The organism is Aeromonas oralensis (assembly GCF_049665575.1).
Taxonomy (GTDB): Bacteria; Pseudomonadota; Gammaproteobacteria; order Enterobacterales; family Aeromonadaceae; genus Aeromonas; species Aeromonas hydrophila.
In genome coordinates this window covers 4,067,761-4,084,174 of the sequence record NZ_CP187186.1, presented here as the reverse complement: position 1 = coordinate 4,084,174, position 16,414 = coordinate 4,067,761, and the positions used below count along the sequence as shown (strand labels likewise).

Here is a 16,414-nt window from a genome sequence, read left to right as displayed (position 1 = left end):
CATTCCCTTACAACTTGTTGAGCGAATGATCATTAGTTTGCCTTGTGAGGCGGCACTCAACTTGGTAAAAAGCCCGCACTGTCATAGGGGAGTAGCAACCCGCCCGTGATCCGGGCAGGGCTCATGTCAACATTCTTGGATCCTCAGATCCATGGCATGAGCGGCGATGGCATCCATCGCTCTGCAAGACCTTTGGCCTCGATATGCAAGCCAGCCGGGCGAGCCGTATCGGGTCCATTGGTTGTTCTGCTCGCCTGGCGGTTACTCATCATGCTGATCACCCTGCTATTATTTCTGCTCTCTGCCGTCACCATCTATCTGGCCTGCGAATATTTCGTCAACGGCATCGAATGGACCGGCCACCACTTCAAGTTTTCCCAGAGCGCTACCGGCTCCCTGCTGGCGGCCCTCGGCACGGCCCTGCCCGAATGCATCGTCACCCTGACCGCATTGCTGATGGGGAATGCTCCCGCTCAGCAGCAGATCGGGATAGGTGCCGCCCTTGGCGGTCCGCTGGTACTCTCCACCATTGGCTATGCCGCCGTCGGCGTGACCCTGCTGCTGTGCATGAGCCGTGAGCACAGGGCCATCGATGGCGAGGTGCAGCGCGAGATAGGCCGCGATCAGACCTGGTTCGTCGGCATCTTCCTGGTGGCGATGGCCCTCGGCATGGTGGCCTTCACCGGTAAAACCTGGCTGGCCCCGCTGTTCGTATTGGTGTACCTGGTCTATGTGCGGCGCGAGCTGAAGCAGACCGACAGCCACGAGGTCGAGTTGCCAGAGCCCCTCAAGCTGGATCCGGGCGCCGAGATCCCGGCGCTCGGCAAGGTGCTGCTGCAAACCCTGGTGGCGCTGGTGGTGGTGGCGCTGGCGGCCCAGCTGTTCGTTCATCAGCTGGAGAGCATGGGCGAGCTGTTTGGCCTCTCGCCGGTGCTGGCGGCCCTGTTGTTGAGCCCGGTGGCGACCGAGATGCCCGAGCTGATGAACGTGCTGATCTGGGTGCGGCAGGGCAAGCACCGGCTGGCGCTGGCCAATATCTCGGGGGCCATGATGATCCAGGGCACCATTCCCAAGGCGTTCTGCCTGTTGTTCACCCCCTGGCTGCTGGACAGCACCATGATGGTCTCCTCGCTGGTGACGCTGCTGGCAGTCGCGCTGTTGTGGTGGGGGTTCAGTCGGGAGCGGATGACGGCGGGCAGGCTCGCCTGGGTGGGGCTGATCTATCTTGGCTTCTGCGGTTGGCTGATGGCGAGCTGAGGCTCCAGCCAGACCACATGCAAAAGGGCGGGATCTTGTCCCGCCCTTTTTGTTGTCATTACCCCATGCCGGCCGATGCCGGCAAGGGGGTCAGAACTGCTGGAACCAGCGCTGGATCTGGGCCGGATCCTTGCTCTGGGTGAGCGAGAGCATCAACAGGATCCGCGCTTTCTGCGGGTTGAGGGTCTCGGCGGCGACGAAGCCGTACTTGGCGTCATCGATCTCGGCATCCAGAGTGGTGGAGCCGGTCGGCACGCGGGCGGAGCGCACTACCCGGATACCGTCCTTGCTCGCCTTGGCCAGGGTGTCGAACAGGGTGTGGTAGAGGTTGCCGTTGCCCACCCCGGCGCTGACGATGCCGTCGAACTTGGCATCCACCATCGCCTTGGCCGGCAGATCGGTGGCGTTGGCGTAGCTGTAGACGATGCCGACCTGCGGCAGCTTGTCGAGCTTGCTCACGTCAAACGGGGTCTTGCTGGTGTGCAGGCGGGCCGGGCTGCGCTGATAGTCGATCTTGCCGTTGTGGATATAGCCGAGCGGGCCGAAGTTGGGGGAGGCGAAGGTCTGCACCCCGGTGGTGTTGGTCTTGGTGACGTCGCGGGCATCGAGCACGGTGTCATTCATCGCCACCATGACGCCACGCCCCTTGGAGGCGGGGTCAGAGGCGGTCACCACGGCGTTGTAGAGGTTCATCGGGCCGTCGGCGCTCATGGCGGTGGAGGGGCGCATGGCGCCGACCAGCACCACCGGCTTGTCGCTCTTGACGGTCAGGTTGAGGAAGTAGGCGGTCTCTTCCATAGTGTCGGTGCCGTGGGTGATGACGATGCCGTCCACGTCATCCTTGGCCAGCAGCTCGTTGACCCGCTTGGCCAGCTTCAGCCACACCTCGTCGTTCATGTCCTGGGAGCCGATCTTGACCACCTGCTCACCCTGCACGTCGGCAACGTTCTTCATCTCGGGCACGGCGGCGATCAGCGTCTCGATGGCCACCTTGCCGGCCTCGTAGTTGGACTGGGTGGCGGACTGTCCCGCCCCGGCAATGGTACCGCCGGTGGCCAGGATATGGACGTTGGGCAGAGCCATGGCCATCGGGGAGAGGGTCAGGCCGAGGACGGCGGCGAGCAGGGTCTTGCGGATCGGGAGAGTCATGCAGCAAATCCTTCTGAGGTGAGAAAAATTGCAGCAAGTTTGCGCTTTCTGTTGCCGGGGTTTGTGATGACTCTCACCAAAAAACAGCTGGGTACAGAATTTTAACCTGTTTTATACCTATATGGAGATAATTTAACTCGCCGAGAAGCCCTTGGCTTCGATCAGGGCGATCAGCTCGGCCTTGCTCAGTTCGCTCTCGATGACGGCCTTGCTGCTGGCAAAGTCGACGCTGGCTGTGCTGACGGCAGGCTGGGCCAGCAGGGCTTTTTGCAGGCTGGCGGCGCAGCCACCGCAGGACATGCCGGAGACGGTGAGTTCGATGGTCATGGGATATCTCCTCTGTTGATAGGCAATCAGCGTAAAGCTGCCGCCCGCGGCAAGGTCAAGGGGCGATGAGGGGGTGAGGGCCAGCACGTTTGCTGCTGGCTAGCCCATCAGTCCCAGGTAGTTCATCAGGGCAGCGCCCAGGCTGGTGCTGACCAGAGAACCCAGCGTAGTGGTGGCGATGATGTTGGCTGCCAGCACGCTGTCGCCCCCCATGGCGCGGGTCATCACATAGCTGGCGGCGGCGGTGGGGGTGGAGCTGATGAGAAACAGGATGCCGAGCGCCTGCGGGCTGAAACCCAGCGCCCAGGCCCCCATCACCAGCAACACGGGGATGCAGAACAGCCGGTTGGCGGTGGCCCAGCCGGTCAGCAGGGCGCCCCCGCGCAGTGCCTTGAGGTTGAGGCTGGCGCCGGTGCAGAGCAGGGCCAGCGGCAGGGTCATGTTGGCGAAGTAGCTGCCGGTGGTGATCACCAGCTGGGGCAGCTCGATGCCGAGCAGACCGAAGGGCAGGGCGGACAGAATGGCGATGATCAGCGGGTTTTTGGCGATCCCCTTGAGGATTGGCTTGATCCCCTTGCTGCCCCCCAGGCTGCGGGTCAGGGTGATGACCGCGAGCACGTTGTAGAGCACGGTGACCGAGCCCACCAGCAGGGCGGCGGCGCCGATCCCCTCGGCACCATAGGCGTTCTGTACATAGGCCAGCCCCATGATCCCCATGTTGCCGCGAAAGCTGCCCTGCACGAAGATGCCTCGCTGGCGCCGCTCGGGGATGAAGCGGGCTGCCAGCAGCTCCAGCACCAGAAAGCCGGTGAGGGTGCCGAGCAGGCCGTAGAGGATGAGCCAGGGGCTCGGCATGGTGGAAAAGTCGGTGCGCACCATGCTGAGGAACAGCAGGGCGGGCAGGGTGACCTGGAACACCAGGCGGGAGGCGGACTCGACAAAGCTGTCGGGCAACAGACCCAGCTGCTTGAGCCAGATGCCAAGCAGCAGCACCACGCAGATGGGGCCCGTAATGGAGAGGGAGAAGTGCAGACTGGCCAGCAGAGTCATGATGGATCTCCTGTGCGATAGACGGGGCCCGTGACGGAGGGAGATTGAAGCAGACTGGCGAATAGACCCATGATGCGCGTCCTGTGCGATGGCGAATGGCACGGCGTTCGCCGGGGCCAAAGGGGCATTCTAACGCCATGGGCTTGTATTCACAGGGGTTAATCACAACAATGTGGGCAATTCCACCGCCGAGCCCCTGTGAGCCACTTCATGGACAAAAAACTGACCATCCTCGATATCGCCCGACTCAGTGGTGTCGGCAAGTCGACCGTCTCCCGGGTGCTCAATCAGGATCCCAAGGTGAAGCAGGCGACGCGCGACCGGGTGGAGCAGATCATCGCCGAACACGGCTTCGTGCCGAGCAAGTCGGCGCGGGCCATGCGCAGCCAGAGCCAGCAGGTGGTGGGGATCATCGTCTCGCGGCTCGACTCCAGCTCGGAAAACCAGGCGGTGCGCGGCATGCTGGAGACTCTCTACCAGCGCGGTTACGACGCCGTGCTGATGGAGAGCAAGTTCTCCCCCGCCAAGGTACAGGAGCATCTGGCGGTGCTGGAGCGGCGCGGGGTGGATGGCATCATCTTGTTCGCCTTCAACGATCTGGACTATGCCGCCATGGCGCCGCTCAGGGATAAGCTGGTGCTGGTGGCGCGCGAACATCCCGGCTTCTCCTCGGTCTGTTTCGACGATGCCGGTGCGGTGCACGCCATGCTGGACCAGCTTGCCGCCCGCGGCATTCGCGACATCGCCTACCTGGGGGTGGATACCAGCGACCTCACCACCGGCCAGCGCCGGCTCGACGCCTACCTCGGCTACTGTGCCGAGCAGGGGCTGGCGGCGCGCAGCTCCCTCGGCGATCTCAGCCTGCAGAGCGGCTATCGGCTGGCGGGGGAGCTGCTCACCCCGACCACCGGCGCCCTGGTCTGCGCCAGCGACACCCTCGCCATCGGCGCGGCGAAATACCTGCAGGAGCAGGGACGCAGCGAGGTGCTGGTGACCGGCCTTGGCAACAACCCCATGCTCAGCTTTCTCTTCCCCAATGCCCTCAGCCTGGATCTCGGCTACAAGGGGGCGGGCGAGCAGGCGGCTCGTCAGCTGCTCGGCCAGATCGAGCAGGATCTGCCCCCGCTGGCGACCATAGCCCCCAGCCACCCTCTGTGATTGCCATCACCTAGTCCTGCACAAAAACTGTGCTTTTTGTGAGCTCGGCCACGAAATGGGAACGTTCCCATTTTGATCTGGCCAGATTGTCGGCATGCTAAATGGGAACGATACCAAAAACGCTCGGGCCCACTGACTGGCCCAAAAGGGCGACGCAGACCAATATCAATGGAGTCACAGAGGGAAGACTCATGTCCAAGATCAACGCACAACACCTGGCCACGCTCATCGACAAGATCGGTGGCAAGGAGAACATCGCCACCGTCAGCCACTGCCTGACCCGGCTGCGCTTCGTCCTGAACGATCCGGCCAAGGCCGACAGCAAGGCCATCGAAACCATCCCGGCGGTGAAGGGCAGCTTCACCCAGGGTGGTCAGTTTCAGGTGGTCATCGGCAACGAGGTAGAGCAGTGGTACAAGGCGCTGACCGAAGAGATCGGCGTCAGCGGCGGCAGCAAGGAGGCCGCCAAGCAGGCGGCGCGCCAGAATATGAATCCGCTGGAACGGGGCATCTCCCACCTGGCGGAGATCTTCGTGCCGCTGCTGCCCGCCATCATCACCGGCGGTTTGATCCTGGGCTTTCGCAACGTCATCGGCGACATCAAGATGTTCGACGATGGCACTCACACCCTCACCGAGATCAGCCAGTTCTGGGCTCAGGTGCACGCCTTCCTCTGGCTGCTGGGCGAAGCGATTTTCCACTTCCTGCCGGTGGGCGTCTGCTGGTCTGCAGTGAAGAAGATGGGCGGCTCCGAGATCCTGGGCATCGTGCTCGGCATCACGCTGGTGTCGCCACAGTTGATGAACGCCTACGGCATCGGTCAGCAGACTCCCGAGGTGTGGGACTTCGGCCTGTTCGTGATCCAGAAGGTGGGTTATCAGGCGCAGGTCATTCCGGCCCTGCTGGCGGGTGTCTTCCTGGCTTGGGTAGAGACCAACCTCAAGCGGATCATTCCGGCCTATCTCTATCTGGTTATTGTGCCGTTTGTCTCGCTGCTGCTGGCGGTGATCGTGGCTCACGCCTTTATCGGCCCGTTCGGCCGCTGGATTGGTGAGGGCGTCGGCTTCGCTGCCAAGGCGGCCATGACCGGCTCCTTCGCTCCTATCGGTGCTGCCCTGTTCGGTTTCCTCTACGCGCCGCTGGTCATCACCGGCATCCATCACACCACCAACGCGGTGGATCTGCAGCTGATGCAGAGCATGGGTGGCACCCCGATTTGGCCGCTGATCGCCCTCTCCAATATCGCCCAGGCTTCTGCGGTCGTCGGCATCATTCTGATCAGCCGCAAGGAGAACGAACGGGAGATCTCGGTGCCTGCCGCTATCTCCGCCTACCTTGGGGTGACCGAGCCGGCCATGTACGGCATCAACCTCAAGTACAAGTTCCCCATGCTGTGCGCCATGGTGGGTTCCAGCCTTGCGGCCCTCATCTGCGGTTTCGCCGGGGTGATGGCCAACGGCATCGGGGTAGGGGGCCTGCCTGGCATCCTCTCCATCCAGCCGCAATACTGGGCCGTTTATTCCCTCGCCATGCTGGTGGCCATAGTAGTGCCTGTGGTGCTGACTCTGCTGGTTTACAAGCGCCAGCAGGCGGCTGGCAAGCTGGCCCAGGCCAGCGCCTGATTCCACGCATCAGGGCGACCCGCAGGGGTCGCCCTCTCCCTTTTTCATTCGAGACAAGAGCAAGACCCATGAGCCAAACACCCTGGTGGCAGAGCGCCGTGATTTACCAGATTTACCCCAAGAGCTTTCAGGATTCCGCTGCCCGTGGCACCGGCGATCTCAAGGGGATCATGGCCCGCCTCGACTATTTCAAGATCCTCGGTGTCGATGCCCTCTGGCTGACTCCGGTTTACGTTTCCCCGCAGGTGGACAACGGCTACGACATCGCCGACTACCTTGCCATCGACCCCGCCTACGGCACTATGGCCGACTTCGAGGCGCTGCTGGCTGCCGCCCACGCGCGCGACATCCGCATCGTGATGGATATAGTGGTGAACCACACCTCCACCGAGCACGCCTGGTTCAAGTCGGCGCTGGGGGATAAAAACAGTCCCTACCGCGACTACTACATCTGGCGCGATCCAGTGGACGGCGGCGTGCCGAACAACTGGCAATCCAAGTTTGGCGGCAGCGCCTGGGAGTTCGATGAGCTCACCGGTCAGTACTACCTGCACCTGTTTGCCCGTGAGCAGGCGGATCTCAACTGGGAGAACCCGGCGGTGCGCGCCGAGGTGAAAAACATCATCCACTTTTGGGCCAAGAAGGGGGTCGATGGATTCCGCCTCGACGTCATCAACCTCATCTCCAAGGATCAGGCGTTCCCGAACGACGAGATTGGCGATGGCCGCCGCTTCTACACCGACGGGCCGCGCATCCACGAATTCTTGCAGGATGTGAGCCGCGACGTCTTTGCCCCGGTCGGTGCCATGACGGTGGGGGAGATGTCTTCTACTTCGCTGGAGCACTGCCAGCGCTACGGCGCACTGGACGGCTCCGAGCTCTCCATGGTGTTCAACTTCCACCACCTCAAGGTGGATTACCCCAATGGCGACAAGTGGACCAAGGCGCCGTTCGATTTCCTCGAGCTCAAGCGCATCTTCAATCACTGGCAGAGCGGTATGCACGGCAAGGGGTGGTCGGCGCTGTTCTGGTGCAACCACGATCAGCCGCGCATTGTCTCCCGTTTCGGCGATGAGGGTGAGCATCGGGTAGTGGCCGCCAAGATGCTGGCCAGCACGCTGCACGGCCTGCAAGGCACCCCCTACATCTATCAGGGGGAGGAGATAGGCATGACCAACCCCGGTTATCAGCGCATCGATGACTATCAGGATGTGGAGAGCCGCAACATCTTCGCCATCAAGCAGGCCGAAGGGATGAGCGAGGCCGAGATCCTCGCCATTCTCGGTGCCAAGTCCCGCGATAACTCGCGCACCCCGATGCAGTGGAGTGCCGCCCCCAATGCCGGTTTCACCAGCGGGACGCCCTGGCTCAAGCCTGCCGCCAACTATTCCGAGATCAACGCCGAGGCGGCGCTGGCCGACCAGAACTCGATGTTCTGGCACTATAGGGATCTCATCGCCCTTCGCAAGGCGTACCCCATCTTCACTCAGGGGGATTATCAGGAGCTGCTGACCGGGCACCCGCAGATCTGGGCCTATGCCCGCCGTGCCAACGGTCAGACCCTGCTGGTGGTGAGCAACTTCTACGGCGAGCCGGTTGAGTTTGCCTTGCCTGCCGAGCTGCAAAGCGGGCAAGGTCGGCTGCTGCTTGGCAACTACCCGGATAGCCCGGCCCAACCGCAATCGGGTATGCTGCGCCCTTATGAATCCCTGATCTGGCTGATGGAGTAGGTAATGGAGAAGGTGGTGCGTGGTGCCGAGTGGCAGAAGATGGTGGCGGGGGAACCTTATGATGCGGGCGATCCCGAGCTCAAAGCGGCGCGCGAGCGCTGCCGCAGGCTCTATCACACCTTCAACACCAGCTGGCAGGAGAAACCGGCGCGGGATGCCCTGCTCCATGAGCTGCTGGGCGGCCGTGGCAAAGAGTGCGCCATCAATCCGCCGTTCTTCTGCGACTATGGCGCCAATATCTTCGTCGGCGAGAACTTCTACGCCAACGTGGGCTGCACCATCCTCGACGTCTGTGAGGTGCATATTGGCAACAACGTGCTGCTGGCGCCCGGGGTGCAGGTCTACACCGCAGCCCACCCGGTGGCGGTGGCGCCGCGCATCAAGGGGGTGGAGTTCGGCAAGCCGGTGCGGATCGGTCACAACGTCTGGATTGGTGGCAGCGTCGTCATCTGCCCCGGCGTCACCATCGGTGACAACAGTGTCATCGGTGCCGGTTCGGTGGTGACCAAGGATGTGCCAGCGGGTGTGGTGGCGGCCGGCAACCCCTGCAAGATACTGCGACCCATGACGGAGGAAGAGTTGGCTGGTGGCTAGCGGTACCGGCCAGCGCGCACTTTCCAACACCAAGGGCAGGTTATCCTGCCCTTTTTCTCGTCCGTCATTGGCTGAACCCGGGATGTACAGCCACTTCAGATTTTTTGAACATCTAGGCCAGTTTATCTCGCTAACAATGACGGACCTGGATGTTTAATATTCACTCAACGCTTAGGCAGGAACGCCAAGCGGCCAAATAACTGGTCGTTCAAGGCTGTGGCACTCTCAAACAGGGTGCCAGATGTCGGTGAAAGAACAACACACTATTTGAATAACCTCTTGCAAGGATGCATTGATTCGGGCCTGTCGGCCCAGGCAATGACATAAAAACCAAGAGAGTGAATGAACATGAAAAACGTAATCAAGATGCTGGCCGTTGCAGGCCTGATGACCGCAGGTTTCGCCCAGGCTTCCGTTCCGGCTGACTTCAACGCCGCCCCGGGCGTGCTGTTTGTGAACTGGCACGCGACCGCCGCCGTCGAAGGCAAGGCCAACCCCATGCTGGAAGTGCGTGACGAGTCTGGTGACGTGGTTGCCTCCGTCCATGCCAACCTGATGGGCACCCAGCAAGTGCAGATCCCGAGCCGCACTCAGGGCAACCTGACCGTGAGCCTGGGTGACCAGAGCAGCGACTACCGCATTCCGTTCGGTATCGGCAGCGGCAAGCAGCGCTAAGCCGACGACGCCCTGGCGCGATGGCCGCAGACCGCACCGGTACGACCGGTACCGTCCCCGGCCATGATCGCCACAGTGGCGTGCAGATGCAGAGTGCTCAGAGAGAAGGCCCCGCCATGCGGGGCCTTCTGCTTTTCGTCTTCGGCTGGCTGGGTTTCACAGCTTGAGCATGATGTGGCGCGGCACCGTGTAGTCTTCGAGGGCGTAGAGGGAGAGATCCTTGCCGTAGCCGGACATCTTCATGCCGCCGTGGGGCATCTCGGAGGTGAGCATGAAGTGGGTGTTGATCCAGGTGCAGCCGTACTGCAGGTGGCTGGCCACCTTGCTGGCAAGACCGAGATCCCGGGTCCAGACCGAGCTGGCGAGGCCGTAGTCCGAGTCGTTGGCCCACTGCACCACCTGCTCGGCGTCGCTGAAGCGGGTCACCGACACCACCGGGCCGAACACCTCCCGGCGCACGATTTCATCCTCCTGACGGGCGTGGGCGATCAGGGTCGGCTCGAAGAAGAAGCCGTTGCCGGGGCGGATCTTGCCCCCCGCCGTCACCTCCACGTGACCGCTGCTCTGGGCCCGCTCCACGAAGCTGGCCACCCGGTTGCGCTGCCGGTCCGAGATGAGCGGCCCCATCTCCACCCCCTCCTCGCGCGGACCGCCCACCTTGATGGAGGCGACCGCATCTGTCATGGCGGCGACAAACTTGTCGTAGATCTTGCCCTGGGCGTAGATGCGGCAGGCGGCGGTGCAATCCTGGCCGGCGTTATAGAAACCGAAGGTGCGAATGCCCGCCACCACGGCCTCCAGATCTGCATCGTCGAAGATGATGACCGGCGCCTTACCGCCAAGCTCCAGGTGGGTGCGCTTCATGGTGCGGGCGGCGCTCTGCAGGATCTTCTGACCGGTGGCGATGTCACCGGTGAGCGACACCATGCGCACCAGCGGGTGCTCCACCAGCGGCGCCCCCACGCTCTCGCCCCGGCCGCAGACGATGTTGATGACGCCGCGCGGGAAGAGCTCGCTGGCCAGCTCCGCTAGGCGCAGGGCGGTGAGCGGGGTCTGCTCGGAGGGCTTGAGCACCACTGTATTGCCGGCGGCGAGCACCGGGGCCATCTTCCAAGCCGCCATCATCAGCGGATAGTTCCAGGGGGCGATACTGCCCACCACCCCGATGGGATCGCGGCGGATCATGCTGGTGTGCCCCTCGATGTACTCCCCCGCCAGCGGCCCCTGCAGGCAGCGGGCCGCGCCGGCGAAGAAGCGGAAGCAGTCCACCACCGCCGGCAGCTCGTCATTGAGCACCGCCAGATAGGGCTTGCCGCAGTTGAGGGATTCCAGCGCCGCGAACTCCTCGGCGTGGCGCTCGATGGCATCGGCCAGGCGCAGCAGCAGGGTACTGCGGCTCGCCGGGGTGGTGCGGCTCCACTGGGCGAAGGCGCGCTGGGCGCCGTTCACCGCCCGGTTCACCTGCTCGAACGAGGCTTCTGGCACCGAGGTGAGAAGCTCGCCGGTGGCCGGGTTGAGGATGGGCTCGGCCTGGCCGTCACCGGTGACGAACTGACCGTCGATCAAAAGTTGGGTAGAGAGTTTCATGGTTGCATCCTTGCGCACGCGTTGAGTCGTTATTTGCCACTGCCGGCAACGTCCTGGCCGTCGCGGGTGAGGTAGTAGGCAAGCAGAATGGGAATGGTGGTGAAGGCCACTATGATGAGCGCCACCACGTTGGTGACCGGCCTGTCCCGTGGCCGGATCAGCTCCTGATACATCCAGATCGGCAGCGTGGTCTGCTGGCCAGCGGTGAAGGTGGTGACGATCACCTCGTCAAAGCTGAGGGCAAAGGCCAGCATTCCTCCCGCCAACAGCGCGGTGGCGAGGTTGGGCAGGATCACGTAGCGCAGGGTCTGGAAGCCGTCGGCACCGAGATCCATGGACGCCTCGATGAGGCTCTGGTTGGTGCGGCGAAAGCGCGCCAGGGCATTGTTGTAGACCACCACCACGCAAAAGGTGGCGTGACCGATGACGATGGTCCAGAAGCTGAAAGGGATCTCCATCACCCCGTAGGCGGAGCGCAGCGCGATGCCGGTGACGATGCCGGGCAGGGCGATGGGCAGCACCAGCAACAGCGATACCACCTCCTGGCCGAAGAAGCGGCTGCGGGCGATGGCCCCCGCCGCCAGAGTGCCAAGCACCATGGCGGCCAGCGTCGCCAGCCCCGCTACCTCCAGCGACAGCTGGATGGCGCGCCACACGTCGGGGCGGTTGAGGGTCACCTCGAACCACTTGAGGGTGAGCCCGGGGGTGGGAACTGGTAGCTCTTGCTCTCGCTGGTGAAGGCGTAGAGGAAGATGAACAGGATCGGGAAGTGCAGGAACAAGAGGCCGCCGATGGCCGCGTACTTGAGCAGGCCCGAAGGGCGCTCTCCCTGACTGATCACTGAGCTAGCTGACATGACGGCCTCCTTGCTGCCGGTTAAAAGCGATTGATTCAAAGCGCATCAAAGGCCCCCAGGCGTTTTGCTATCGCCAGATAGATGGCGATGATGAGGATCGGCACCAGCGAGAAGGCGGCGGCGAAGGGCAGGTTGCCCGCCGTGCCCTGCTGCATGTAGACCACCTGACCTATGTACATGGTGGAGTTGCCTATGATGCCGGGGATGATGTAGTCCCCCAGCGTCAGGGAGAAGGTGAAGATGGAGCCCGCCACCACGCCGGGCAGAGCCAACGGCAGGATCAGGGTGCGAAAGGTCTGGGCCGGGGTGGCGCCGAGATCGCCGCTCGCCTCCAGCAAAGAGCGCGGGATCCGCTCCACCGCTGCCTGGATGGGCAGGATCATGAAGGGCAGCCAGACGTAGACGAACACGATGAAGGTGCCGATGCGCGAGAATGACAGCGACGGCCCCCCGATCACCGGCAGCGAGAGGATGGCGTCCAGCAGCCAGTCCAGTCCCAGGGTGTCTGCCAGCCAGCTGATGACCCCCTCCTTGGCCAGGATCAGCTTCCAGGCGTAGACCCGCACCAGATAGCTGGACCAGAGCGGCAGCATGATGCCGACGTAGAACAGGGCCCGGGTCTTGCCGCTGGTGTAGCGCGCCATGTAGTAGGCGATCGGAAAACCGAGCAGGGCGCAGGCCAGGGTCACCAGCAGCGACATGCCGACGGTGCGCAGGATCACGTCCAAGTTCTCAGCCCGCAGCAGGGCAACGAAGTTCTGCAGCCCCAGCTCGTGGCGGATCTGGCCGCTGAATTCGTCCAGCCCGAAGAAGGCGTTGGAGAGCAGCATCAGCAGGGAGCCGACATAGATGATGCCAAGCCAGAGCAGGGGCGGCCCCAGCAGGATGGCCAGCAGCAGGCCTGGCCGCCCGTAGAGCAGGGTGGAGAGGCGCCGCAGCGGCCGATAGGAGAGGGGGGCAGTGGGTTGGCTCATGGCAAGGCTCGCACTGTGGGGGGCGCTCATGGTTGAGCTCCCTGAGGGGCGGTGTGCAGGTGATGGATCGCCTGCTCCGGCCAGCTGAGGCTGACCCGGGCGCCACGGGGCAGGCGGGCCTGGCCCTCGTTGGGGTGGTTGACGATAAGCTCGAGCTGCTCGCCGAGATCAACCCGGTAGCGCACGAAGGGGCCGAGATACTCAACCTCGCGCACCTCCCCGGACCAGCCCGGTGTGCCGGCCTCGGCGAGCCGGATCCGCTCCGGGCGCACCATCATCTGCTGAGCATCGCCGCACAGCCGGCGGGCCTGCTCCCCCTCGAACAGGTTGACGGTGCCGACGAAGCGAGCGACGAAGGGGGTGGCGGGGGCGTCGTAGATGGTATCCGGCGCGGCTATCTGCTCGATCTTGCCCTGATTGAAGATGCAGATCCGGTCGCTCATGGAGAGCGCCTCCTGCTGATCGTGGGTGACGAAGATGAAGGTGATGCCGAGCTGGCGCTGCAAGGCTTTCAGTTCGAGCTGCATCTGCTCGCGCAGCTTGAGGTCGAGCGCCCCGAGCGGTTCGTCCAGCAGCAGGATGCGCGGCTGGTTGATCAGCGCGCGGGCGATGGCGATGCGCTGGCGCTGGCCGCCGGAGAGCTGGCCCGGCTTGCGGTTGCCGACGCCGGGCAAGCGTACCAGCTCCAGCATCTCGTCCACCTTGCGGTAACGCTCTGCCTTGGCGACGCCCTTGAGCATCAGGCCGTAGCCGATATTGTCGCGCACATCCATGTTGGGAAACAGGGCGTAGTCCTGAAACACGGTATTGAGGTTGCGATCGTAGGGGGGCACGGTGGAGCAGGGTTCGCCGAACAGCCGGATCTCCCCCTCGCTCGGGTATTCGAAGCCCGCGATCATCCGCAGGCAGGTGGTCTTGCCGGAACCGCTTGGCCCCAGCAGAGTGAAAAACTCGCCGGCCGGGATCTGGAAGGAGATGTCATCGACCGCCTTCACCTCGCCATAGTGGCGGCTGACCCGGTCAAATTGTACGGCATTCATGGGGCGTCCTTGTCTGTGTGGGAAGCGGGCCGGACTCCTGTCCGGCCCCATATCGGCATTTACTCAGTCAACCTCAGCGACCACCCAGGATGGCGATATAGTCCGAGACCCAGCGGTAGTAAGGCACGCAGTTTCCCTGGCTCTTGCACTGGCTGACGGGAGTACGCCAGAAGCGCACCCGATCGAAGTTGTCGATGCCGTTGGTCTTGCACCCCTCTTTTCCGAGCAGGGCATTGCCCTCGCAGGCGGCGGGCACCACAGGCACGGAACCGAACCAGGAGGCGAGATCCCCTTGCAGCTTGTTGTTGAGGGAGTGCTCCAGCCACTTATAGGCACAGGTGAGGTTCTTCGCCTCGCTGTGCACCATGCTGGTGTCGGCCCAACCGGTGACGCCCTCCTTGGGCACGGTAGTGGCGATGGGCTGCTTGTCGGCGATCAGGGTGTTGGCCTGGAACGGCCAGGAGCCGGAGGCGACCACCCCCTCGTTCTTGAAGTCGTCGATCTGGACGAAGGCGTCGTGCCAGTAGCGCCCCACCAGCTGGCGCTGCTGGCGCAAGAGGTCGAGGGCGGCCTTGTACTGATCCTCGTTCAGCTCGTAAGGATCCTTGATGCCGAGCGCCGGCTGGTGGCTCATCAGATAGAGGGCGGCATCGGCGATGTGGATGGGGCCGTCGAACGCCTGCACTCGCCCCTTGTTGGACTTGCCGTCCGGCAGGGTCTGCTCCTCGAACACCACGCTCCAGGAGTCGGGCGCCTTGGGGAACACCTTGGTGTTGTACATCAGGATGTTGCCGCCCCACTGGTAGGGCACGCCGTAGTGCTTGCCGTCTACCGTGTGCCAGGGGGCATTCTGCAGGCGGGGGTCTATCTTGCCGTAGCTCGGAATGAGCGCCAGGTTCAGTGCCTGCACCTTGCCGCCGGCGATGAGGCGCAGGCTGGCGTCGCCGGAGGCGGTCACCAGATCGAAGCCCCCCTCGTTCATCAGCGCCACCATCTCGTCCGAGGTGGCGGCCGTCTTGACGTTGACCTTGCAGCCGGTCTCTTGCTCGAAGCCGGTGACCCAGTCGTAGTTCTTGTCGGTCTCGCCGCGCTCCACGTAGCCGGCCCAGGCCACGATGTTGAGCTGGCCTTCACCCTTGCCGAGGGTGGTGGGGGCAGCCTGGACCTGGCCTGCCAGCAGGGCGGGGATCAGGGCCAGGGTGAGGGGGGTCAGTTTCATCTTGCTCTCCTTGCTGGAGCGGGCACGGTTGTGATGCCACGCTGACAATTAACATCCTGTTAACCAGCCATGAGCGTAGGAGAAGCCGTGAGCAATGAGAATTTCAATTTTTAACGCCAGAGGTATCTGCTAAATCGATATCGAGTGCAGATGAATCTGAATTTCTGCGGCAGATGCCACGACAGTGCCAGGAGCAGGCTCAGCGGGCGAGTGGCTGACGTGCTCGCAGCCGGCTCTGATCCCGCACTATGTCGATGAACTCGCGAGCGGTCCAATCCAGCCGCGAGCCACGCCGCCACACCAACCCTATGTCGATGGCGGGAATGGGCTCCTTGATGGTGCGGGCCTCGACCCGCTCCTGCTCCAGCGACCAGGGGCGGTAGGCAAAGTCCGGCAGCAGGGCGAGCCCGAGCTGGCTCGCCACCAGGCTGCGCACCGCTTCTACCGAGGCGGTACGCAGCACGATGCGTGGCGCTATGCCGTAGCGGCGCAGGCCGCCGCCGATGATCTGGTCCAGCTGGTCGGCGGTCAGCGAGATCATGGGCTCCTCGCCGAGCGCTTTGAGAGAGAGGGTCGACTCGGCGCAGAGCGGGTGGTTGGCGGCGAGCCAGACCCGCAGCGGCGAGCGGGTCAGCAGTTCGGTATCGAACGCCTCCTGGCGGATGGTGCGGTTGGTCATCAGGATCCCCACGTCCACCTCGCCGTTGACGATCTGGTGCTCGAGGTAGGGCTGCTCATCCTCCTTCACCTCGATCTGCACCGCCGGGAAGGCGCGGCGAAAGCGGCCGAGTGCCTCCGACAGGTAGTAGCCGGCCACCAGCGTGGTCACGCCTATGGTGAGCCGCCCCTGATCCTGCTGGGCCACCGCCTTGAGGGACTGGCCGGCTTCGGTCATGGCGCTTAGGATGCGACGGGCGTGCAGCAAAAACTGGTGACCCTGGGTGGTGAGGCTGACGCCGCGTGGATTGCGCTCGAACAGGGCGGCGCCGAGCTCGGTCTCCAGCTCGCGGATGGCGCTGGTGACCGCCGACTGGGAGATGTGCAGCTCGGCGGCGGCGCGGCTGACCGAGAAGCTGTCGGCCACCGCCACGAAATAGCGGATCTGGCGAAAGGTGAAGTTCATCTGGGCGTCCTGCCGCATGTGATCAAAGTGACTGCCAGCTTAACCTCGAATCA

The 16,414-nt window shown here is 63.5% G+C and carries 14 protein-coding genes, 1 pseudogene and 1 riboswitch; of the genes and pseudogenes, 6 read left to right on the top strand and 9 right to left on the bottom strand.

Annotated elements, in window-relative coordinates; translation table 11 throughout:
- Positions 1-74 precede the first annotated feature (74 nt).
- Positions 75-182: riboswitch (yybP-ykoY riboswitch) on the top strand.
- 88 nt (positions 183-270) lie between these two features.
- Positions 271-1,257 (top strand): sodium:calcium antiporter, encoded by a 987-nt coding sequence (locus ACPDZI_RS19095; protein WP_336988281.1) that lies wholly within the window; start codon positions 271-273, stop codon positions 1,255-1,257.
- Positions 1,258-1,347: 90 nt separating this feature from the next.
- Here the strand turns inward: ACPDZI_RS19095 and ansB are convergent, their stop codons facing one another.
- From ansB to ACPDZI_RS19080, 3 genes are all read right to left on the bottom strand, one after another.
- Positions 1,348-2,406, bottom strand: a complete 1,059-nt coding sequence (ansB, locus tag ACPDZI_RS19090; RefSeq protein ID WP_011707533.1) for an L-asparaginase 2 — start codon at positions 2,404-2,406, stop codon at positions 1,348-1,350.
- A 132-nt stretch (positions 2,407-2,538) separates the two neighbouring features.
- Complete coding sequence (locus ACPDZI_RS19085) at positions 2,539-2,733, bottom strand: heavy-metal-associated domain-containing protein (RefSeq protein WP_011707532.1); 195 nt, start codon at positions 2,731-2,733, stop codon at positions 2,539-2,541.
- Positions 2,734-2,832: 99 nt separating this feature from the next.
- Positions 2,833-3,783, bottom strand: a complete 951-nt coding sequence (locus ACPDZI_RS19080; RefSeq protein ID WP_076361926.1) for an AEC family transporter — start codon at positions 3,781-3,783, stop codon at positions 2,833-2,835.
- A 210-nt stretch (positions 3,784-3,993) separates the two neighbouring features.
- Here ACPDZI_RS19080 and treR point away from each other — a divergent pair, with 210 nt between their 5' ends.
- The 5 genes from treR (at position 3,994) to ACPDZI_RS19055 (ending at position 9,562) form a co-directional block, all read left to right on the top strand.
- A complete protein-coding gene (treR, locus tag ACPDZI_RS19075) occupies positions 3,994-4,941 on the top strand; it encodes a trehalose operon repressor TreR (RefSeq protein WP_438833626.1) in 948 nt (315 codons plus the stop codon).
- Between the two features lie 191 nt (positions 4,942-5,132).
- On the top strand, positions 5,133-6,563 hold the full coding sequence (treB, locus tag ACPDZI_RS19070; protein ID WP_175610321.1) for a PTS trehalose transporter subunit IIBC: 1,431 nt from the start codon (positions 5,133-5,135) through the stop codon (positions 6,561-6,563).
- Positions 6,564-6,631: 68 nt separating this feature from the next.
- Positions 6,632-8,293: an alpha,alpha-phosphotrehalase gene (treC, locus tag ACPDZI_RS19065; RefSeq protein ID WP_438833625.1), complete on the top strand. Its 1,662-nt coding sequence runs from the start codon at positions 6,632-6,634 to the stop codon at positions 8,291-8,293.
- A gap of 3 nt (positions 8,294-8,296) precedes the next feature.
- Positions 8,297-8,887 (top strand): sugar O-acetyltransferase, encoded by a 591-nt coding sequence (locus ACPDZI_RS19060; protein WP_268032093.1) that lies wholly within the window; start codon positions 8,297-8,299, stop codon positions 8,885-8,887.
- A gap of 342 nt (positions 8,888-9,229) precedes the next feature.
- On the top strand, positions 9,230-9,562 hold the full coding sequence (locus tag ACPDZI_RS19055; protein ID WP_016352131.1) for a hypothetical protein: 333 nt from the start codon (positions 9,230-9,232) through the stop codon (positions 9,560-9,562).
- A 156-nt stretch (positions 9,563-9,718) separates the two neighbouring features.
- Here ACPDZI_RS19055 and ACPDZI_RS19050 read toward each other — a convergent pair whose 3' ends face one another.
- From ACPDZI_RS19050 to ACPDZI_RS19025, 6 genes and pseudogenes are all read right to left on the bottom strand, one after another.
- Positions 9,719-11,149: a gamma-aminobutyraldehyde dehydrogenase gene (locus tag ACPDZI_RS19050; protein ID WP_438833624.1), complete on the bottom strand. Its 1,431-nt coding sequence runs from the start codon at positions 11,147-11,149 to the stop codon at positions 9,719-9,721.
- Positions 11,150-11,178: 29 nt separating this feature from the next.
- Positions 11,179-12,005, bottom strand: a pseudogene (locus tag ACPDZI_RS19045) (ABC transporter permease).
- A 35-nt stretch (positions 12,006-12,040) separates the two neighbouring features.
- Positions 12,041-13,009: an ABC transporter permease gene (locus tag ACPDZI_RS19040; protein WP_323920612.1), complete on the bottom strand. Its 969-nt coding sequence runs from the start codon at positions 13,007-13,009 to the stop codon at positions 12,041-12,043.
- On the bottom strand, positions 13,006-14,019 hold the full coding sequence (locus ACPDZI_RS19035; protein ID WP_011707520.1) for an ABC transporter ATP-binding protein: 1,014 nt from the start codon (positions 14,017-14,019) through the stop codon (positions 13,006-13,008). The genes ACPDZI_RS19040 and ACPDZI_RS19035 overlap by 4 nt, the downstream gene beginning before the upstream one ends.
- Positions 14,020-14,092: 73 nt before the next feature.
- Complete coding sequence (locus tag ACPDZI_RS19030; protein WP_438833623.1) at positions 14,093-15,238, bottom strand: ABC transporter substrate-binding protein; 1,146 nt, start codon at positions 15,236-15,238, stop codon at positions 14,093-14,095.
- A 199-nt stretch (positions 15,239-15,437) separates the two neighbouring features.
- Positions 15,438-16,361 (bottom strand): LysR family transcriptional regulator, encoded by a 924-nt coding sequence (locus tag ACPDZI_RS19025; protein WP_076361914.1) that lies wholly within the window; start codon positions 16,359-16,361, stop codon positions 15,438-15,440.
- Between the last annotated feature and the right edge of the window lie 53 nt (positions 16,362-16,414).

Coding starts and splice junctions, on each gene's coding strand:
- ACPDZI_RS19085 (WP_011707532.1), bottom strand. CDS start 2,733: ATGACCATCGAACTCACCGTCTCCGGCATGTCCTGCGGTGGCTGCGCC.
- ACPDZI_RS19095 (WP_336988281.1), top strand. CDS start 271: ATGCTGATCACCCTGCTATTATTTCTGCTCTCTGCCGTCACCATCTAT.
- ansB (WP_011707533.1), bottom strand. CDS start 2,406: ATGACTCTCCCGATCCGCAAGACCCTGCTCGCCGCCGTCCTCGGCCTG.
- ACPDZI_RS19025 (WP_076361914.1), bottom strand. CDS start 16,361: ATGAACTTCACCTTTCGCCAGATCCGCTATTTCGTGGCGGTGGCCGAC.
- ACPDZI_RS19050 (WP_438833624.1), bottom strand. CDS start 11,149: ATGAAACTCTCTACCCAACTTTTGATCGACGGTCAGTTCGTCACCGGT.
- ACPDZI_RS19035 (WP_011707520.1), bottom strand. CDS start 14,019: ATGAATGCCGTACAATTTGACCGGGTCAGCCGCCACTATGGCGAGGTG.
- treC (WP_438833625.1), top strand. CDS start 6,632: ATGAGCCAAACACCCTGGTGGCAGAGCGCCGTGATTTACCAGATTTAC.
- treB (WP_175610321.1), top strand. CDS start 5,133: ATGTCCAAGATCAACGCACAACACCTGGCCACGCTCATCGACAAGATC.
- ACPDZI_RS19030 (WP_438833623.1), bottom strand. CDS start 15,238: ATGAAACTGACCCCCCTCACCCTGGCCCTGATCCCCGCCCTGCTGGCA.
- treR (WP_438833626.1), top strand. CDS start 3,994: ATGGACAAAAAACTGACCATCCTCGATATCGCCCGACTCAGTGGTGTC.
- ACPDZI_RS19040 (WP_323920612.1), bottom strand. CDS start 13,009: ATGAGCGCCCCCCACAGTGCGAGCCTTGCCATGAGCCAACCCACTGCC.
- ACPDZI_RS19080 (WP_076361926.1), bottom strand. CDS start 3,783: ATGACTCTGCTGGCCAGTCTGCACTTCTCCCTCTCCATTACGGGCCCC.
- ACPDZI_RS19055 (WP_016352131.1), top strand. CDS start 9,230: ATGAACATGAAAAACGTAATCAAGATGCTGGCCGTTGCAGGCCTGATG.
- ACPDZI_RS19060 (WP_268032093.1), top strand. CDS start 8,297: ATGGAGAAGGTGGTGCGTGGTGCCGAGTGGCAGAAGATGGTGGCGGGG.